The 18,393-nt window shown below is 68.3% G+C and carries 17 protein-coding genes; 9 read left to right on the top strand and 8 right to left on the bottom strand.

The genetic code is table 11. The features are described 5' to 3' along the window. Positions 1-8: 8 nt before the first annotated feature. Positions 9-1,241 carry an RNA polymerase sigma factor gene (locus tag ACIBG5_RS25100; protein WP_396393897.1) on the top strand — a complete coding sequence of 411 codons (1,233 nt, stop codon included), beginning with the start codon at positions 9-11 and terminating at the stop codon, positions 1,239-1,241. Positions 1,242-1,243: 2 nt separating this feature from the next. On the opposite strand, the gene ACIBG5_RS25095 is transcribed toward ACIBG5_RS25100, so the two are convergent. The 4 genes from ACIBG5_RS25095 to ACIBG5_RS25080 all read right to left on the bottom strand — a co-directional run bounded on the left by ACIBG5_RS25095 (position 1,244) and on the right by ACIBG5_RS25080 (position 4,692). Next, entirely contained in the window at positions 1,244-1,960 is a 717-nt protein-coding gene (locus ACIBG5_RS25095) for a PH domain-containing protein (RefSeq protein ID WP_360440445.1), read from the bottom strand. A 108-nt stretch (positions 1,961-2,068) separates the two neighbouring features. Continuing rightward, complete coding sequence (locus ACIBG5_RS25090; protein WP_360440442.1) at positions 2,069-2,227, bottom strand: hypothetical protein; 159 nt, start codon at positions 2,225-2,227, stop codon at positions 2,069-2,071. A gap of 294 nt (positions 2,228-2,521) precedes the next feature. Beyond that, the gene (gene meaB / locus ACIBG5_RS25085; protein WP_396393896.1) at positions 2,522-3,478 is read right to left on the bottom strand and encodes a methylmalonyl Co-A mutase-associated GTPase MeaB; all 957 of its coding nucleotides are present in this window, start codon (positions 3,476-3,478) and stop codon (positions 2,522-2,524) included. Further along, positions 3,478-4,692, bottom strand: coding sequence for an acetyl-CoA C-acetyltransferase (locus ACIBG5_RS25080; RefSeq protein WP_396393895.1), 1,215 nt, complete (start codon positions 4,690-4,692; stop codon positions 3,478-3,480). Before ACIBG5_RS25080 ends, meaB begins: the two co-directional genes overlap by 1 nt. A 115-nt stretch (positions 4,693-4,807) precedes the next feature. Between ACIBG5_RS25080 and mce the strand changes: the two genes are divergently transcribed. The 8 genes from mce (at position 4,808) to ACIBG5_RS25040 (ending at position 14,566) form a co-directional block, all read left to right on the top strand. Beyond that, positions 4,808-5,239: a methylmalonyl-CoA epimerase gene (gene mce / locus ACIBG5_RS25075; protein WP_360440433.1), complete on the top strand. Its 432-nt coding sequence runs from the start codon at positions 4,808-4,810 to the stop codon at positions 5,237-5,239. Between the two features lie 99 nt (positions 5,240-5,338). After that, positions 5,339-6,241 carry an anti-sigma factor RsbA family regulatory protein gene (locus ACIBG5_RS25070; protein WP_396393894.1) on the top strand — a complete coding sequence of 301 codons (903 nt, stop codon included), beginning with the start codon at positions 5,339-5,341 and terminating at the stop codon, positions 6,239-6,241. A 137-nt stretch (positions 6,242-6,378) separates the two neighbouring features. After that, entirely contained in the window at positions 6,379-7,710 is a 1,332-nt protein-coding gene (gene ccrA, locus ACIBG5_RS25065) for a crotonyl-CoA carboxylase/reductase (protein ID WP_396393893.1), read from the top strand. Between the two features lie 77 nt (positions 7,711-7,787). Further along, the gene (locus ACIBG5_RS25060) at positions 7,788-9,833 is read left to right on the top strand and encodes a transposase (protein ID WP_396393892.1); all 2,046 of its coding nucleotides are present in this window, start codon (positions 7,788-7,790) and stop codon (positions 9,831-9,833) included. Continuing rightward, positions 9,830-11,278: an AI-2E family transporter gene (locus tag ACIBG5_RS25055; RefSeq protein ID WP_396393891.1), complete on the top strand. Its 1,449-nt coding sequence runs from the start codon at positions 9,830-9,832 to the stop codon at positions 11,276-11,278. The genes ACIBG5_RS25060 and ACIBG5_RS25055 overlap by 4 nt, the downstream gene beginning before the upstream one ends. Positions 11,279-11,574: 296 nt before the next feature. After that, positions 11,575-12,093, top strand: coding sequence for a helix-turn-helix transcriptional regulator (locus ACIBG5_RS25050; protein WP_396393890.1), 519 nt, complete (start codon positions 11,575-11,577; stop codon positions 12,091-12,093). Continuing rightward, positions 12,090-12,821: an ABC transporter ATP-binding protein gene (locus ACIBG5_RS25045; protein ID WP_396393889.1), complete on the top strand. Its 732-nt coding sequence runs from the start codon at positions 12,090-12,092 to the stop codon at positions 12,819-12,821. Before ACIBG5_RS25050 ends, ACIBG5_RS25045 begins: the two co-directional genes overlap by 4 nt. Continuing rightward, positions 12,818-14,566, top strand: a complete 1,749-nt coding sequence (locus ACIBG5_RS25040; protein ID WP_396393888.1) for an ABC transporter permease — start codon at positions 12,818-12,820, stop codon at positions 14,564-14,566. The genes ACIBG5_RS25045 and ACIBG5_RS25040 overlap by 4 nt, the downstream gene beginning before the upstream one ends. 3 nt (positions 14,567-14,569) lie before the next feature. Here ACIBG5_RS25040 and ACIBG5_RS25035 read toward each other — a convergent pair whose 3' ends face one another. The 4 genes from ACIBG5_RS25035 to ACIBG5_RS25020 are packed head-to-tail and all read right to left on the bottom strand — an operon-like array spanning position 14,570 to position 18,393. Then, a complete protein-coding gene (locus tag ACIBG5_RS25035) occupies positions 14,570-15,301 on the bottom strand; it encodes a PIG-L deacetylase family protein (RefSeq protein ID WP_396393887.1) in 732 nt (243 codons plus the stop codon). A 10-nt stretch (positions 15,302-15,311) separates the two neighbouring features. Beyond that, complete coding sequence (locus ACIBG5_RS25030; protein WP_396393886.1) at positions 15,312-16,184, bottom strand: carbohydrate ABC transporter permease; 873 nt, start codon at positions 16,182-16,184, stop codon at positions 15,312-15,314. Then, positions 16,181-17,116 (bottom strand): carbohydrate ABC transporter permease, encoded by a 936-nt coding sequence (locus ACIBG5_RS25025; protein WP_396393885.1) that lies wholly within the window; start codon positions 17,114-17,116, stop codon positions 16,181-16,183. Before ACIBG5_RS25025 ends, ACIBG5_RS25030 begins: the two co-directional genes overlap by 4 nt. Beyond that, complete coding sequence (locus ACIBG5_RS25020) at positions 17,113-18,393, bottom strand: extracellular solute-binding protein (protein WP_396393884.1); 1,281 nt, start codon at positions 18,391-18,393, stop codon at positions 17,113-17,115. The genes ACIBG5_RS25025 and ACIBG5_RS25020 overlap by 4 nt, the downstream gene beginning before the upstream one ends.

Here is an 18,393-nt window from a genome sequence, read left to right as displayed (position 1 = left end):
CTCCGGCGATGGAGCCAGGGCACGACGCGGTGGCCGAGACGGTCCGGGTCGAGGGGACACGTATCCTCGCGACGCTGATCCGGACCGTCGGCGACGTGCAACTCGCCGAGGACGCCGTCCAGGAGGCCACCCTGGCGGCCCTCGGCGCCTGGCCGGTGACCGGCGTACCGCCTGAGCCGCGCGCCTGGCTGACGGTGACCGCCCGGCGCAAGGCGATCGACATCATCCGGCGCGAACGGGCGCGCTCCGACAAAGAACGTGACAGCACCCAGCTGATCGAGCTCGGCCGCACCGACATCGTCCCGGCCGAGGTCGTCCAGGACGACCTGCTGCGGCTGATCTTCACCTGCTGCCACCCTGCGCTCTCACCACCGACCCGGGTCGCGTTGGCCTTGCGCACCTTGTGCGGACTGTCGCCCACGCAGATCGCCGGCGTCATGCTCACCACCGAGGCCGCGACCGCGAAGCGCCTCACCCGGGCGCGGCAGAAGATCGCCGCCGCCCGCATCCCGTACCGGGTGCCGCCCGAGGCCGAACTCCCCGAGCGCCTGCCCGCAGTCTGCGGCGTGGTCCACAGCCTCTACACCTCCGGCCACGCTCCGGTCGAAGGCCAGACGGCGTACGACGTCGACGTCTGCGCGGAGGCGATCAGACTGGCGGAACTCCTGCACGAGCTGCTGCCCGAGCAGCCGATGCCGACCGCCGTACTCGCACTGCTGCTGCTCACCGAGGCGCGCCGGCCTGCCCGCCTGGACGCCGAGGGTGAGGTCGTCACACTCGACCAGCAAGACCGCGGCCGCTGGGACAACGCCGCGATCGCCCGCGGGATCGACCTTCTCAACGACTCGCTCCTGCGCTCGAACCAGCAGGCGGACGCCTACCAACTCCAGGCCGCCATCGCAGCCGAGCACGCCCGCGCACCCAGCTACGACACCACGGACTGGACGGAGATCCTCCGCCTGTACGAGCTCCTCGTGTCGGTCGCGCCCAGCCCGGCAGCCGACCTGGGCCGCGCGGTCGCGGCCGCCGAAGCACAAGGCACCACAGCGGGACTCGCTGTGCTCAGCGAGCTCACGCCCAGCCCACGCCGGCACGCCGTCCGCGCCGAGCTATTGGCTCGCGACCACCGGTACGACGAAGCAGTCGAGGAACTCACCAAGGCGCTGGCAGGTCCGTCGACCGACGCCGAACGACGCCATCGCGAGCGTCGCCTCGAACTCTTCCGAGCCGCGGCGGACTGATCTCAGTCCTCGTCGGTCCAGTTGCCGCGCTCGCTGTTGAAGATCGACTTCGACGCCGAACCCGAGGAGGGTGGCGGACCACCGCGCCGCGCCGGCGCGGGTGCGGGCACCGTGGTGGTGATCTCCTGCGCGGAGTCCATCCCGATCGGACCGGTGCCGTCGTCGTCGGAGTCGTCGTCGCCCTCCACCACGTCGACGCTGGCCGACGCGCGCAGACCGGTGCGCTGGATGACGCGCTGGATGGTCAGGTCACGGTCGTCGGGACGGCTGACCCACCTGATCTCGCGGAAGCCCTGGTCCTGCGCCGCGGACTCGAACACGAAGTGGCCGTACCCGAGGATCCGGCCGATGCTCGGCTTCTTCAGGGTGATGTCGAGGACCCGCGCGATCGGAGTCGTCGCGACGGTCTGGGAGAAGACGCCACGGATCCGCATGACCCGCATGTTGGTGACCACGAACCGGTCCCGGTGGTGGGTGAGGAACTGCCAGAAGGCATGCGAGAGCAGCACCAGCACGAGCGCCAGCACGATGGGCTGGCCGCCGATCGGCGTGGTCACCATCGCGATCAGCAGGGCGGTCGCCAGCGCGACCTCGAGCATCGGCACCGAATACACCACCCAGTGCTGCCGGACCTCGTCGATGACTACCTCGCCCTCGTCCGCGATCAGGTGCTTGCGGACCTTCGGGTCGAAGATCCGGAACAGGCCTATGCCGGCCATCCACTCACTCCCCTACCACCCTCTCTGGCCATCGCAGCCGGCCGCTCCGCGGCCCGTACAGCCAAGTGTCCCGCACGATTGCTCGTAACGGGACACTCGGAGTGCAGATCAGCTGAAGAGCGCGGTCAAGAAGGTGATCACACTCGAGAACGCGTCGCCGATAGCGGAGAACGCGCCTCCCACCGCATCGGCGGCGTTCGCTGGCTGAGTGAACAGATAGAAGGCGGCAAAGGCGATGACCGACCAGATCAACAGCTTCTTCGGCATGTCACCACTCCTCGTTCGCAACCACTCGGTCGACTGTGTTTGAGTTTGTATCACGGACCGTCACCAATTGTCACTGACTGAACACAGCCCACCGCACAATGCTCACCAGCTACAAGGTCCATTCTGTAACGGATTCGGGGGCATGGCACCCACCGGCGCGCCGCCGTGAGACGTCCATCGCACCGTACTCCGGAAATCCTGCGGAGTTTGCCCGATTTCGGAACAACCATTGGATGAACGCCAGGGAAAGACACAATGTGACAGTCCGTGGTCGGATGTTGCACGTGGCGTTGATCAGAGCGCCGCGATCAACTCGTCCGCGGCCGTGTACGGGTCGGTGTTGCCCTCGGCGACCTTGGCGGCCAGTACGTCGAGCCGCGCGTCGCCATGCAGGTGCGCGAATCTCGACCGCAGTGCGGTCATCGCGATCGCCTCGATCTCGTCCCGGGCGCGGCTCCGGCGCCGTTCGTCCAGGACGCCGTCGGACCGCATCCAGGCCAGCCGTTCCTCGATCGCCGCCACCACCTCGTCGACCCCTTCGTTGCGCGAGGCAACGGTCTTCAGGATCGGCGGCGACCAGGCGCCTTCGGGCCGTTCGGCCAGCGCGAGCATGTGCCGCAGGTCGCGGGTGACGTTCTGCACGCCGTCCCGATCGGCCTTGTTCACCACGTAGATGTCGCCGACCTCGAGGATGCCGGCCTTCGCCGCCTGGATCCCGTCACCCATTCCCGGCGCCAGCAGGATGAGGGTCGTGTCCGCCATCCCCGCGATCTCCACCTCGGACTGGCCGACGCCGACGGTCTCCACCAGGACGACGTCGTACCCGGCCGCGTCGAGCACCCGCAACGCCTGCGGGGTCGACCAGGCCAGTCCACCGAGATGCCCACGCGAGGCCATCGACCGGATGAACACCCCGGAGTCGGTCGCGTGGTCCTGCATCCGCACCCGGTCCCCGAGCAGCGCACCACCGGAGAACGGTGACGACGGGTCGACCGCGAGCACACCGACCCGCTTCCCGGTCTCCCGGTACGCCGTGACGAGCGCCGACGTCGACGTGGACTTCCCGACGCCGGGTGAGCCCGTGATGCCGACGATGTGCGCATGACCGGCGTGCGGCGACAGGGCCGCCATCACCTCACGCAGCAACGGCGATTCGTCCTCGACCAGTGAGATCAGCCGGGCGACGGCCCGGGAGTCACCCTCCCGGGCCCGCTCGACCAGCTCCGAGACCGGTGCGGTCCGGCGCGGCATCAGCTCTTCGGGACCCGGACGATGAGCGCGTCGCCCTGGCCACCGCCACCGCACAGTGCGGCCGCGCCGACGCCACCGCCGCGCCGGCCCAGCTCGAGCGCGAGGTGCAGGACCAGGCGGGCACCGGACATCCCGATCGGGTGTCCGACCGCGATCGCGCCGCCGTTCACGTTGACCTTGTCCGGGTCGACCTTCAGCTCCCGCGTGGACGCGATCCCGACCGACGCGAACGCCTCGTTGATCTCGATCAGGTCGAGCGCGGCCGGCTCGATGCCTTCCTTCTGGCAGGCCTTCGCGATCGCGTGCGCGGGCTGGCTCTGCAGCGTCGAGTCCGGCCCGGCCACCGAGCTGTGGGCGCCGATCTCGGCGATCCAGCTCAACCCGAGCTCCTCGGCCTTCGCCTTGCTCATCACCACCACGGCGCAGCCGCCGTCGGAGATCGGCGACGACGACCCGGCCGTGATCGTGCCGTCCTTGCCGAAGGCCGGACGCAACCTGGCCAGCGCCTCGACGGAGGTGTCACTGCGAACGCCTTCGTCGCTGTCGACCACGATCGGGTCGCCCCTGCGCTGCGGCACCTCGACCGGGATCACCTCGTCGGCGAACAGACCGTTCTTCCAGCCCTCGGCGGCCCGCTGGTGCGAGCGCACGGCGAACTCGTCCTGCTCCTCGCGGCTGAGCTTCAGGCCCTCGTTGTTGGCCTGGTCGGTGAGCGCCCCCATCGGCTGGTCGGTGAACGCGTCCCACAACCCGTCGTACGCCATCGAGTCGACCAGGGTGGTGTCGCCGTACTTGAAGCCCTCGCGGGACTTCGGCAGCAGGTGTGGCGCGTTCGTCATCGACTCCATCCCGCCGGCGACGACGATGTCGTACTCACCGGCGCGGATCAGCTGACTCGCGAGTGCGATCGCGTTCAGTCCGGACAGGCAGACCTTGTTGATGGTGATGGCCGGGACGTTCATGGCGATGCCGGCCGTGACCGCGGCCTGCCGGGCGGCGATCTGACCGGCGCCGGCCTGCAGCACCTGCCCCATGATCACGTACTCGACCTGGTCCGGCGCGACGCCGGCCTTCTCCAGTGCGCCCTTGATCGCGAACCCGCCGAGCTCGGCGCCGGTGAAGCCCTTGAGGCCACCCAGCAGCCGCCCGATCGGGGTCCGCGCGCCGGCGACTATGACAGTGGTGTTCGCTGAACTACGGGTGGCGTCAGACATGTTGTCACGATACCTGCGACCGCACTGGTACGCCGCTGTCGATCAAGTCACACGCGTCGTGTCAGCTCTGCCACTTTCCATGGATTCCGGCGGCCGGCTGCGCCACTCTGGCGCTATGAAGAGCACCGTCACCGGGACCTTGTTCGATGCGATCGACCACGTGGGTGTTGCCGTGGCCGACTTCGACGAGGCGGTCCGGTTCTATGCCGAGGTGTTCGGCATGACGGTCGCGCACGAGGAGATCAACGAGGAGCAGGGCGTGCGCGAGGCCATGCTGTCGGTCGGCGACTCGGGTTCGTCGATCCAGTTGCTCGCACCGCTGTCGGACTCGTCACCGATCGCGAAGTTCCTGGACCAGCGCGGGCCGGGCATCCAGCAACTCGCCTACCGGGTCAGCGACCTCGACGCGGTCTCGGCGACCCTGCGCGAGCGCGGCGCCGAACTCCTGTACGACGAGCCGCGCCGTGGCACCGCCGGTTCGCGGGTGAACTTCATCCATCCGCGCTCGGCCGGCGGCGTGCTGGTCGAGCTCGTCGAGCCGGCCTGAACCCGGCCTTCACGACCGGTCTGTTACGGGTCTCGAACACCGGGTGACGGCGCGCCTCGACGCGCTACTCGGTAGCGATCGCCGGACTAGGCTGAGCGGGTGCTGAAGGACAGCGCCACCGACTCTCTGGGCGGTGCGCACGCGGGGTTCCGGCACGACGCCTTCGTCTACACCTGTGGCGAGGAGTTCGTGCTTTCCGCGGCGCCGTACGTCCGTGACGGCCTGGCTGCCGGTGAGAAGGTCGTGGTCGCACTGCCCCCGGAGCGGATCGCCGAGCTGCGCCAGGCGCTCGGTGAGGCGGCCGACCAGGTGCGTTTTATCGATATGACAGTTGCCGGCCACAATCCCGCACGGATCATTCCGTTCTGGCGCGACATTCTCGATCAGCATCCTGGCCGAGCGGTCCGTGGGCTCGGTGAACCGGCGTACGCGGGCCGGACGGCAGCGGAGTACGAGGAAGCCTTGCTGCACGAGGCTCTGCTGTCGGTGGCCTTCGTCGACGCCGTCGGCTTCCGGTTGCGCTGTCCGTACGATGCGGCCGTCGGGATCGATCCGACGGTGACCCACTCGGTGCCGGAAGGCCTTGCAGAGAAGACATTCCGCACTGCGCTGCCCGACGTACCGGATCGGGCCGAGCGGTGGGAGTTCGGACGCGGCGAGCTTGCGCAGATCCGGCAATGGGTCACTGCGCGGGCGTTGTCGCACGGGGTGTCGCGGGATCGGACGGACGACCTGGAGCTGGCGCTGCACGAGATCTGCACGAACAGCATCCTGTTCGGCGGCGGCAGCGGGACGTTGTCTGTCTGGATCGAGGACGGCTCCCTGGTCTGCGACGTCGCGGACCAGGGACGGATCGACGACCTGCTGGTCGGACGCGTGCTGCCGCCACTCGACGAACTCGGCGGCCGGGGCGTGTGGCTCGCGAACCAGCTGTGCGATCTGGTGCAGCTGCGGTCGGGCGACGACTTCACCCAGGTGCGGCTCTCCACGCGGCTGCGCTGAATAAGACCACTGACAACGGTGGACTGCAAAAGTGACGGTCGTCTCACCGGCCCGTGCCTGTGTTACAAGGCACAGCCAGACGTGCATACTCAGCGGTAAGTTCCGCTCACCCAGACCGCCGCTGCAGGAGGTACGACGTGAAGCAGATCCTCGAAGCGATTCTGTCCGGTGACACCACGGCCGTTGGCGAACTCGACGTACCGGACCACTACCGCGGCATCACCGTGCACGCCGACGAGGCGACGATGTTCGAGGGTCTGGACAGCAAGGAGAAGGATCCGCGCAAGAGCCTGCACCTGGACGACGTACCGACGCCCGAGCTCGGGCCGGGTGAGGCGCTGGTCGCGGTGATGGCGAGCGCGATCAACTACAACACCGTGTGGACGTCGATCTTCGAGCCGGTGTCGACGTTCGCGTTCCTGAAGCGGTACGGGAAGCTGTCCCCGCTGACGGCCCGCCACGACCTGCCGTACCACGTGGTCGGTTCGGACCTGGCCGGCGTCGTACTGCGGACCGGGCCCGGCGTGAACGCGTGGAAGCCGGGCGACGAGGTGGTCGCACACTGCCTGTCCGTCGAGCTCGAGTCGCCCGACGGGCACAACGACACGATGCTCGACTCCGAGCAGCGCATCTGGGGCTTCGAGACGAACTTCGGCGGTCTGGCCGAGCTCGCGCTGGTGAAGTCGAACCAACTGATGCCGAAGCCGGAGCACCTCACCTGGGAGGAGGCCGCGTCGCCGGGTCTGGTGAACAGCACGGCGTACCGGCAGCTCGTGTCCGCGAACGGTGCCGACCTGAAGCAGGGCGACGTCGTACTGATCTGGGGTGCATCGGGCGGGCTGGGTTCCTACGCCACGCAGTTCGCGCTGAACGGTGGGGCGATCCCGGTGTGCGTGGTGTCGTCGCCGGAGAAGGCTGAGATCTGCCGGGCGATGGGGGCGTCGCTGATCATCGACCGGTCGGCCGAGGGGTACAAGTTCTGGGCCGACGAGACGACGCAGGACCAGAAGGAGTGGAAGCGGTTCGGGGCCCGGATCCGTGAGCTCACCGGTGGCGACGATCCCGACATCGTGTTCGAGCACCCGGGGCGGGAGACGTTCGGGGCGTCGGTGTACGTCGCCCGGCGCGGCGGGACGATCGTGACGTGTGCGTCGACGTCCGGCTTCATGCACGAGTACGACAACCGGTACCTGTGGATGAACCTGAAGCGGATCATCGGCTCTCACTTCGCCAACTACCGGGAGGCCTGGGAGGCGAACCGGTTGATTGCCAAGGGCATGGTCCACCCGACGGTCAGCAGGGTCTATCCGCTCGAGGACACCGCCCAGGCGGCGTACGACGTCCATCGCAACCTGCACCAGGGCAAGGTCGGCGTACTCACCCTGGCCCCGAGCGAGGGTCTCGGCGTCCGTAATCCGTCGCTGCGGGCCGAGCACGAGGCCGCCATCAATCGCTTCCGTAACAGGTAACGGTTGGGCCGGGTCGTCCCAGGGGCCCGATTGGCTGGTTACGCCCGAGTTCTGACAGGCTTAAGGTGGGGGATTCAGTGAGCCGCCAGAAGGGAATCTCGGGAATGCCTGACGAGTCGAGCCTGCCATTTTTCGACCGTACGGCGACAGCGGCCGGGGGCTTCCCGGTCAGTCGACGTGGGTACGACAAGCAGGCCGTGGACGACTATGTCCGCGCGCTGGAGATGCAACTCGTCGAGGCCCGTAACAGAGCCGATGAGCTCCAGGGCAGTGTCGCGCCGATGCAGCGGCAGCTGGAGGAGACCCGGCGTCAGCTCGACGCCAGCGCCAACCCGTCGTACGCCGGACTCGGCGACCGGGCCGCGCAGATCCTCCGGCTCGCCCAGGACCAGGCGTCCGAGGCGCTCGAGGAAGCCCGCCGCGAGGCCGAGGAGCTGCGCAGCACGGCAGCCAAGGAGGCCACCGCGGCCCGGGCGACCGGTGACCGCGAGGCCGAGGACATCCGCTCGGTCGCGCTGAACGAGGCCGACAGCCTGCGCCGGACCGCCGAGGGCGATGCCACCGAGCTGCGTCGTACCGCGGAGACCGAGGGCTCCGAGGTCCTGCAGGCCGCGCGCCGCAAGGCCGAGCAGCTGCAGCTGACCGCCGAGTCGCAGGCCAGCACGCTGAAGAACGGTGCCCTGCACGAGGCGGAGAAGATCCGGACGGCGATCCAGCGCGAGTCCGCCGCGCTGCGGGCCAGGCTCGCCGACGAGCGTGAGCAGCAGGCCAAGGAGCTCGCCGACAAGCACCAGCAGATCGCGGCCGACACCGAGAACCTCACCACCCAGATGCGCGAGGCCGCCGAGGCCTCCGAGCGCCGCGTGGCGGAGGCGACCGAGCAGGCCCGCAAGATCCGCGCCGAGGCCGAGGAGTCGGCCGAGCGGACCATCACCCGGGCGCGGCGCGAGGCCGAGCAGTTGCTGACCACCGCCCGGACCCGCTCCGAGTCGGAGCTCGCGAACGCCGCGGACGAGGCGGAGCGGTCGCGCACGATCGTCGCCCGGGAGACCGAGCGGCTCGCGAAGCGCCGCGACGGCATCCTGACCCAGATCGCGGGTCTGAACGAGATCGCCAGCAACATCGCCCGCCAGGCCGCCGAACTCGACTCCGAGACCGCGGCCCCGACGTACGTCAGCCCCTTCAACCGCGAGCAGACGGAGTCGCCGAACCCGCTGAGCGGGCCGTCCAGCAACCCGCTGGGCGGGTCGTCGAGCAACCCGCTGTCCGGGGCGCAGAACGCCCCGGCGCCCAGCCCGTTCGCGGCACCGCCGGAGGCACCCGCCCCGAGCCCGTTCGACGCCCCGTCGACTGCCGGCCCGGCTGCGAAGGACGAGAGCCCCTTCGCTGCGAAGGACGACAGCCCGTTTGCTGCGAAGGACGACGCCCCGTTTGCGCCGAAGAGCGAGAGCCCGTTCGCGCCCAAGGGTGACAGCCCGTTCGCGACGTCTGCGCCGGCGTCGGGTGAGGCGTCGTACGACGAGAGTGTAGAGGGACCGTTCACCGGGGCGAGCCCGTTCGTCGGGCTGGGTGCGGGTGACGCACGGGTCGACGAGACGCGCATCGACACCGCCCTGCGGGTCGACCCGAAGGACACCGACGACCTGGTGAGCAAGACCGCCGGCGGCCCGGCCGACGAGTCCGACTCCCCCACGTCGTCCACGTCCGCGTCAACCACTCCTGCCGCGTCCACCTCGGCTGCGTCGACCTCTGGCGCGTCGACCTCTCGCGCGTCCTCCCGGTCTGCGTCGTCCAAGGCGTCCACGGCGTCGGCCGACGACGACTCGAAGGCTGCCGACTCCAAGGCTGCCGATTCGAAGCCTGCTGGCTCGAAGGGGTCCGACTCGAAGGGTTCCGACTCGACAGACGCCGATTCCAAGGCGACCGATTCGAAGGCCGACGATTCGAAGGCGGACGACGACGAGCCGGCGGACTCGACGAAGATCGACGAGTTCAGGCTGGATGACCTGGTGTCGGAGGAGACTCAGACTCAGACGCAGGCCCGGCCGAACGGCTCGGCCGACGAGAAGAAGACCGACGAGGCCAAGACGGGCTCGCGATCCCCGAAGGACAAGACGACGTGACGCCAGCCGGCGACGACACCTCCACCACAACCCCCGACCGGGACCTCGCCGAGGCAACCCGCGAAGCGCAGGAGGCCGCCGCCGAAGCAGAACAGGCCGCGGACAAAGCCGACCACTCCGCCGACGTGGCAGCAAAGTCCGCCGAGCAGGCGAACGGATCAGCCGACGCAGCAGGCGAGTCAGCTGACAAAGCCGATGAGTCTGCGGACAAGGCCGACGAGTCAGCCGACAAAGCCGATGAGTCAGCCGACAAAGCCGACGAGTCCGCCGACAAGGCGGGTGAGGCGGCTGGAGAGGCTGAGGAGTCGGCGGAGGATGCCAAGGCTCCGGCGGACAAGGCGGACGACGATCTCGCCAACGAACTGCTGATCGAGGAGCGGCACCCCGACGTCGGCATGGGCCTGCCCGGTCCGCCGTTGCGGCGCTCGAGCCCGTTCATGTTCGGGTTCTTCGCGGCACTCGGCGTACTGGTCGCCTGGGGTTTGTGGAACGCGGCCGGCCGGGCCAGCTCGGTCCTGATCCTGCTGCTGGTCTCGATGTTCATCGCCGTCGGCCTGAACCCGCTGGTCGAGTGGTTCATGCGCCGAGGCCTGAAGCGCGGCCTGTCCGTCGCCGTCGTGTTCCTGCTGATGATCCTCGCGGTCGCCGGCGTCGGGTTCGCGATCGTGCCGGTGGTCACCGACCAGATCGACAGCCTGATCAGGAACGCACCCCAGTGGCTCGACCTGGTGCAGAAGTCGAAGACGCTGGACGAACTCGACAACCGCTACCACTACGTCCAGAAGGCCAAGGACTACATCCAGGACCCGGCCCTGGCGCAGCGCGCGTTCGGCGGCATCCTCGGTGTGGGCAAGGTGGTCGCGAACGCGCTGTTCAACACGTTCACGATCCTGATCCTGACGCTGTACTTCCTCGCCTCGCTCCCGTCGGTCAAGCGCGCGGCGTACAGCCTGGTCCCGCGGACCCGGCGTACTCGCGTCTCGATCCTCGGCGACGAGGTGCTGGCCCGGGTCGGCGGCTACGTCAGCGGCCAGTTCACGGTCGCCCTCTGCGCGGGCTTCTGCATGTTCGTGTTCCTGGAGATCGTCGGTCTGCGCGAGTACGCCGTGGCGCTGGCGATCGTGGTCATGTTCACCGCGTTCATCCCGATGGTCGGCGGCCTGATCGGCGTCGTCCTCGTCTCCCTGATCGGCTTCACCGACAGCCTGTGGACCGGCGTCGCCTGTCTCGCGTACGGGATCATCTACCAGCAGATCGAGAACTACGTCATCGCCCCGCGCATCATGCGCCGAGCCGTCGACATCCCCGGCGCCGTCACCGTCATCGCCGCCCTCATCGGCGGCGCCCTCCTAGGCGTAGTGGGCGCCCTCCTGGCCATTCCCTCCGCCGCCGCGATCCTCCTCATCATCCGAGAAGTCTGGGTCCGCAAGGCCGACGATTCCTAAGCGCCGGAGGTTACGTCTCTGACCGCCTGTATGACGAGGTCCGGGCGGTCGAGGTGAATGTAGTGGCCGGAGTCGGGGACGACGGTGTGGCGACCGTTGACTGTGGCAACCAGTTCGTCCAGGACCGTGGTGACTTGCTCGGTGCTGTCCGGGGGTCTGCCCCTGGTGGCCGTGAGCACCACAACCGGTAGCTCCGGGCGACGTCAGCGGCCAGTTCGCGACCGAACTTCAGCACATCCGCACTCCCACGAGCAGGGTCTGGACAGATAGGTAGCGGGTATATATTCTTGCTATCTATGCGGTCGTTGTTTCTTGCGTTGCTGGCTGACGAGAGCCGGTACGGGTACGAGATCAAGCAAGCCCTCGAGCAGGAGTTCGGGGAGCTGCTGCCCGCGCTGAACGCCGGGCAGATCTACTCGACGCTGGCGCGGCTCGAGCGGGACGGGCTGGTGGTCGGGCAGAGCATCGAGGGCGACAACCGGCGCAAGCGCGTGTACGAGCTCACCGCGGCCGGGCGGGCGGCGCTGACGGGATGGATCGAGACGCCGGTGCCGGGCACACGGCTGAAGGACGAGTTCTTCATGAAGCTGGTGATTCTGGCGTCCGCGGGTCTGGCCGAGCCGAAGGCGCTGATCGCCGGGCAGCGGCGCGAGTACCTGCAGTCCCTGCGCGACCTCGACGCGATGGTGGCGTCCGACGGGCCCCGGCCCGCGGCCGAGCTGCTGGCCGAGGGCGCGATCCTGCACCTGAAGGCCGACCTGGAGTGGCTCGACCTGATCGAGCAGAGACTGCCGATGCAACGGGAGTCAGCATGACAGCGGTACTCGAGACACGAAGGCTCGCGAAGACGTACGACACCGGGGGCACGCAGGTCCTGGCCGTCCGCGGTATCGACCTCACGATCAGCAGCGGCGAGTTCGTCGCGATCGTGGGGCCGAGTGGGTGCGGGAAGTCCACGCTGCTCAACCTGATGGCAGGGCTCGATCGCGTGACCGCCGGGGAGGTCTGGCTCGGCGGCGAGCGGATCGACCAGTTGAGCGAGACCGCGCTGGCGCGGATGCGCCGGCAGAAGGTCGGGTTCGTGTTCCAGTTCTTCAACCTCATGCCCACCCTGTCCGCCATCGAGAACGTCGAGCTGCCCCTGCTGCTGGTCGGACGGCATCGGAAGGAAGCCCGAGACACCGCGAGCAGACTGCTGGACGACCTCGGTCTCGACGACAAGTACGACGCCGCGCCGTCCCAGCTGTCCGGCGGAGAGCAACAGCGGGTCGCCCTCGCCCGTGCCTTGGCGAACACTCCGGACATCCTGCTCGGCGACGAGCCGACCGGGAACCTCGACTCGGTCTCGTCCCGCGAGGTGCTTGCCCTGCTCCGCGCCGCCCGCGACCGGGGCCAGACCCTGCTGCTGGTGACCCATGACACCCGCGTCGCCGCCGCCGCGGATCGGGTCATCACCCTTCGCGACGGGCTGGTGAACGACGACACCGAGCTGCAATCGGCCCGACCGGTCACGCTCCCCTTCGACGCCGGTGGACCGGTATGACACTCACCCTGGTCAGGCTCGCATTCGCGGGACTCCGCTCCCGGCTCCTCGCGAGCGCGCTGACGATTCTGCTCTGCACCGCCGCGGCCGCGACCATCGTGCTCGCGCTCGAGGTCGGGTCGACTGTCCGCGATCCGTGGCAGCGGACCTTCGCCGAGGCCAACGGCGCCCACGTCCTCGCGAACGTCGCCTCGGAGGCGGATGCGGACAAGATCGCGAGCCTCCCCGGCGTCGCCGAACGAGACGAGCCCATCCCGAACGCCAACGCCGCCGTGCTTGGCACAACCGACCGATTGCAACTCGCCGGCCAGGCGTCCGCGCCACACGTGAACACAGCAATCCCGATCGACGGTGCAGGCCGACCCGCTGATGGGATCGTGCTCGAGCGCAGCTTCGCCGACGCCCTCGGTCTCACCGTCGGTACGACGTTGCGCCTGGCAACGACCGGTGACCCGGTAGCGCTGACCGTCGTCGGTACTGCGGTGTCGCCCAGCCAGCCGCGCTATCCCCGCCGGAATCCCGGGCTGGCCTGGGTGTCACGCGCCACGCTGGAGCGGATCCAGCCGGACACCGGTCGTTGGCGCTGGACCGAGGCCGTCCGTCTGGCCGATCCGGCTGCCGCATCGGACTTCGCCGTACGGGCTGCTGGAGCTGTGCCGCCGAGCACCGCCGCCTTCGAAACGTGGCAGGACCAGCGCGACAGTGCATTGCAAGAGGCAGCGCCCACTCGGCTCGTGCTGACGACGTACACCATCGTCTTGCTCGCCGTGGTCTTTGCGGTGGTGGCGATCCTGGTTACGGCTCGCGCCGGCGCGCAGCACCGCGAGATCGGACTACTAAAGGCTGTCGGCGTCACTCCGCGCCAGATCACCGTGGTGTTCGCGCTCGAGTCCGCCGTACTCGGGCTGGTCGCGGTGGTGCTCGGCTTCGCGATCGGGGTACTGCTTGCGCCACGGCTGGCCGCGTCGAGTGTCGCGACAATGGTGGCGTCGCCAACGATCGCGATGAACCCGTGGCATCTCCTCGTCGCCGCCTGCCCTGTGCTGATCGTGCTGATCGGCAGCGCCGCCTCGTCGGCCCGCCGTGGCACCGGGTTCAGTGTCCTGCAGGCGATCCAGTCCGGTTCGGCGGCACCGGCGTCGCGATCACGCCTCGGGCGCCTGATCGGCCGGGCGACCCTTCCGGTCGTGTTGTCGCTCGGTCTCAAGGACCTTGTCACCAGGCGACACCGAGCCACGCGACTGGCCGGTGCGATCGTCGTCACCGGCGCGGCCGTGGTCTTCGCGCTCTCGATGCAGGCGAACCTCGACGCCCGCGCCGCCGGCGAGGTCAGCGACGTACCGCGTGAGCTGCCCGTCCTCGTCTACACCCTCGACGCCGTGCTCCTCCTGATTACCGTCACGACGCTGATCGCGGTCGCCCTCCTCTCGGTGCGCGAGCGCGTCCGCGAGTACGGCGTACTGAAGTCCGTCGGCCTGACACCCCGGCAGATCGCGTCGAGCCTGATCAGCGCCCACGTCGCGCTCGCCGTCGTCGCGGTCATCGTGTCGATCCCGGTGGGCATCGCGCTCTACATCACCGTGTACGGAATCGCCGGCGGAAGCAGCGAGGACCGGGTGATCGCCTCCTGGTGGTCACTCGCCCTCGTCCCGATCGGAACCATCCTCCTGGTCGTCCTCGCCACCAGCCTCCCCGCCCGCCTCGCCACCCGCATCCCCGCCGCCGAGGCCCTCCGCTACGAGTGACGTCTACGGGCCGGCGAGTTTGGTGATCTCCGGAGTGGGATTGGTGTGGAAGGCGCAGGCTCGGGGGTAGCCGGCCAGGCAGCCTCGGGTGGTCATGAGCGCGGTGTAGTAGTCGATGTAGCGGAAGCCGTAGGTTTCGCCGCGGGCGAAGGCCTGATGGCGGATGGCGGAGACCCAGAGGTAGAAGGCCTCGTCGGGGATGGGGACGTACATCGACGGCTGGAAGCCCTCCATGTCCTCCCAGTTCTCTGCGTGCAGGACCGAGCGGACGCCGTGCCGCGGGAGCGCGGCGAGCTTGCCCACGGCGCCTTCCATGCCGTCGAGCTCCTGGTCCGACGGGAGGCCGGCCAGGAACCGGGCCCGTTCGGCCAGGCTCGACGCATGTTCGTGGTCGCGGTGGATGCTGTGCTTCCAGTGCGCGATGAGCGTGTCTGGCTGCCTGTCGCGGATGATCGTGGCGAGTTCGAGCGCGACGTCGTCGGAGTCGGGGAGGAAGCCGTCGCTGTGGTCGAGGACCAGGAAGTCGGCGCCGATCGCGGCGGCGAAGGCCTCGCCCTCGGCGATCTTCTGCTTCTTGTACTCCGACGGGGTCATCCGCGGGTGTCCGCGCTCCCCCGGGGTGAGCGCGACGATGGTGGCGCTCGCGCCCTCCAGGACCAGCTTCGCCAGGGTCGGACCGGCGGTCAGGTCCATGTCGCCGATGTGCGCCCCGACGGCGAGCACTGTTTTGGTCACAAGGGTCTCCTCACTTCAGGCCACTCAGTACGACGCCTCGCACGTAGTACTTCTGGAACAGCAGGAACACGACGAGCACCGGCAGGGTGCTGAGCACCAGGCCGGCCATCACGATCGGCATCGTGCGGTCGGGGTCGAGGAAGCTCTGCAGCAACTGGATCCCGACCGGGAGGGTCTGCAGGGACGGGTCGGACGACGAGATCAACAGCGTCCAGATGTACTCGTTCCACTGGCCGATGAACGTGATCAGGCCGAGCGTGATCGCGACCGGCTTGGTCTGCGGCAGCACGATCAGGCGCCAGGTCTGCCACTGGTTCGCCCCGTCGATCTTGGCCGCCTCGAGCATCTCGTCCGGCAGCGACACCATGAACTGGCGCATCAGGAAGATGCCGAACCCGCTCACCGTGAACGGCAAAATCAGCGCGATCAGGCTGGTGGTCAGACCGCCGTCACCGCCGCGACCGAGGAGGTCGTTGCCGCCGGCCAACGGCCAGTTCAGCATGATCAGGAACGTCGGGATCAGCAGCAGGAACGGCGGCAGCATCATCGTGGCCAGGATGAACCGGAAGATCACCGCGCGGCCGCGGAATCGCAACTTGGCCAGTGCGTAGCCCGCCATCGACGACGTGACCAGGACGCTCACGGTCACGCTGACCGTGACGATCACGCTGTTGCGGAACAGCCGCCCGAGCTCGAGCTGGTCGAACGCCGCTTGGTAGTTCTCCAGCCCGAAGGATTTGGGCAGGAACTGGTACGGGATCACGCCGTACTCCCCCGCACCCTTGAACGAGCTCATCAGCATGTCGAGGAACGGCATCACCATCGCGACGCCGCCCAGGATCACCACCAGGTACGAGAACCACGGGAACCGCCGGCGCCTCATGACGTCTCCTCCCCGCGCCGCCGGGCGATCCACAGCTGCACCAGCGTGATCACGAAGATCACCACGAACAGCACCATCGCCATCGCGCTCGCCGTCCCCCAGGCGCCGAACTTGAACGCCTGCTGGTACATCTCGAACGCCGCCACGTTGGTCGCATTGACCGGTCCACCATCACCCGTCATGACAATGATCAATGCGAACGACTGCAGGCCGGCAATGAACTGTGTGATCAACACGAACAACAGTGAGGGCCGCAGCAACGGCAGCGTGATCTGCCAGAACATGTGCCAACTGTTGGCCCCGTCCACCTCGGCGGCCTCGTAGTACATGCCCGGGATCGCCTTCAGCCCCGCGGTGAGGATCAGTACGGCGCCCCCGATCGAGGCCCAGGCGTGGACGACCGTCACCGACGGCAACGCGTACGACGCGTCTGACAGGAAGCCGATGCTGTTGACGCCGAACTTGTTCAGGATGCCGTTGATCAGACCGGCCGGCTGGTACATCATCTTCCACACATTGCCGATGGCCACCACCGTCGCAACGACCGGCAGGAAGTACAGCACGCGCCAGAACCCCTGGAAGCTGAGCCGGTCGATGCAGTAGGCAACCAGCACCGAGCCGACCGTGGCCATCACCACGGACCCGAAGGCGAATAGCAGCGTGTTCACCAGGATCGGCTTCACGAACGTGCCGTCGAAGCTCAGCACGTCGGAGAAGTTCTTGATCCCGGCGAACTTGATCGTGCCGAGGTCGAACCCGCCCCAGTCGGAGAACGCGAGCACGACGGCGAAGATGAACGGCAGGATCAGGAACACACAGAAGAACAGCAGCGACGGCGCGAGGAACAGGTACGCCGCCCGTCCCTCGCGATGCAGGGCAGGTCGCTTGGCCACGGTCACCGGGGCCGCGCGGACCTGAACAGCGGTTGTCATTGCGGCTTGACTGCCTTGGCCGCCTGCGCCAGCGCCTCGTCAGGACTCTTGCCATTGGCAAGCACGGTCATGATCGCATTGTGCAAAGCGGTCTTCGCCTCGTAGGCACCCGCCTGGTTCGGCTCCGGCAGCGCGTACTCCGCCGCCGCGTAGATCGGCTTGAAGTTCGGGTCGGTCAGAGTCTTCTGGTACGTCGCGGCGTCCGCGGCGCGCGGCGGGATCAGACCCTGGTCGGCCAGCCACTTGCCCATCTCGGTGACGCCGCCCTCGGTCTGGTGCTCGTTCAGCCAGCTGAGGAACTTCCACGCCTCGTCGGAGTGCTTGCTGCGCTGGTTCACGCCCATGAAGAAGCCGTAGGCGAGTGATCCTTTGCTGCCCGCGGTCGGTCCCGGGATCGGGGCGACGCCGACGTCGGAGTACTTGTCCTTCATCTGGGTCTTCAGGCTGCCCAGCCACCAGCCGGCCTGGATCGCCATCGCGACGCCACCGCTGCGGAACTGCTTGGTCGGCGAGATCGACGGGTTGGTCGCCTTCGCCGCGGCCAGGTCCGCCTCGAGCTGCAGTGCGGACTTGCCGGCGTCGTCGTTGAACTGCGGTGAGCCGTCCTTGCCGAGGAACGTTCCGCCGGCCGAGTCGAGCAGGGACAGGAACGGGTGCGCCGACTTGTTGTCGCCGTCCTGGATCAGGCTGAGACCCTCGACCTGGACGTTGCCGTTGGCATCGCGCTTGACGACCTTCTTCGCCACGTCCTCGAGCTCGGCCCAGGTCGCCGGCGGCTTGCTGACGCCGGCCGCGGCGAGGACCTTCTTGTTGTAGAACAGCGCGTACGTGTTGAACTCGGTCGGGTACCCCAGAAGCGTGTCCCCGGTCGTGACCGCGCCGAGGGCAGCCGGGCTGTAGCTCGCCTTGATCTTCTGGGCGATCTCGTCGGGCACCTTCGCCACCACGTTCGCCTTCTCCAACTGGCCGCCCCACAGCCCGTAGGCGCTGACGATGTCCGCACCGCGGCCGCCGGTCTGCCGGACCGTGAGCGTGGTCAGGAGGTCGTCGAACTTGACCACCTCGGACTTCACCTGGATGTCCGGATTCTCCTTGTTCCACTGTGCGATCATCTTGTCCAGCCCACTCTTGGCCGGATCCGATGCGTAGTGGCTGAGCAGCGTGAGCTGCACCTTGCCGCCACCACCGCCCGATCCGTCCCCGCCGCCGCAGGCAGCGCCGGTGGCCATGAGTCCGAGTGCCGCGATCAGGGCCGGGATGCCCTTTCTGATACGCAT

The organism is Kribbella sp. NPDC050241 (assembly GCF_044459685.1).
In the GTDB taxonomy this organism is placed as follows: Bacteria; Actinomycetota; Actinomycetes; order Propionibacteriales; family Kribbellaceae; genus Kribbella.
This window is presented reverse-complemented; position numbering and strand designations above follow the sequence as displayed.

Excerpts from the sequence above, each read along its gene's own strand:
- ACIBG5_RS25040 (WP_396393888.1), top strand. The coding sequence starts at position 12,818 with ATGACACTCACCCTGGTCAGGCTCGCATTCGCGGGACTCCGCTCCCGG.
- ACIBG5_RS25025 (WP_396393885.1), bottom strand. The coding sequence starts at position 17,116 with ATGACAACCGCTGTTCAGGTCCGCGCGGCCCCGGTGACCGTGGCCAAG.
- ACIBG5_RS25045 (WP_396393889.1), top strand. The coding sequence starts at position 12,090 with ATGACAGCGGTACTCGAGACACGAAGGCTCGCGAAGACGTACGACACC.
- ACIBG5_RS25030 (WP_396393886.1), bottom strand. The coding sequence starts at position 16,184 with ATGAGGCGCCGGCGGTTCCCGTGGTTCTCGTACCTGGTGGTGATCCTG.
- mce (WP_360440433.1), top strand. The coding sequence starts at position 4,808 with ATGAAGAGCACCGTCACCGGGACCTTGTTCGATGCGATCGACCACGTG.
- ACIBG5_RS25050 (WP_396393890.1), top strand. The coding sequence starts at position 11,575 with ATGCGGTCGTTGTTTCTTGCGTTGCTGGCTGACGAGAGCCGGTACGGG.
- ACIBG5_RS25095 (WP_360440445.1), bottom strand. The coding sequence starts at position 1,960 with ATGGCCGGCATAGGCCTGTTCCGGATCTTCGACCCGAAGGTCCGCAAG.
- ACIBG5_RS25020 (WP_396393884.1), bottom strand. The coding sequence starts at position 18,393 with ATGCGTATCAGAAAGGGCATCCCGGCCCTGATCGCGGCACTCGGACTC.
- ACIBG5_RS25100 (WP_396393897.1), top strand. The coding sequence starts at position 9 with ATGGAGCCAGGGCACGACGCGGTGGCCGAGACGGTCCGGGTCGAGGGG.
- ACIBG5_RS25090 (WP_360440442.1), bottom strand. The coding sequence starts at position 2,227 with ATGCCGAAGAAGCTGTTGATCTGGTCGGTCATCGCCTTTGCCGCCTTC.
- ACIBG5_RS25080 (WP_396393895.1), bottom strand. The coding sequence starts at position 4,692 with ATGTCTGACGCCACCCGTAGTTCAGCGAACACCACTGTCATAGTCGCC.
- meaB (WP_396393896.1), bottom strand. The coding sequence starts at position 3,478 with ATGCCGCGCCGGACCGCACCGGTCTCGGAGCTGGTCGAGCGGGCCCGG.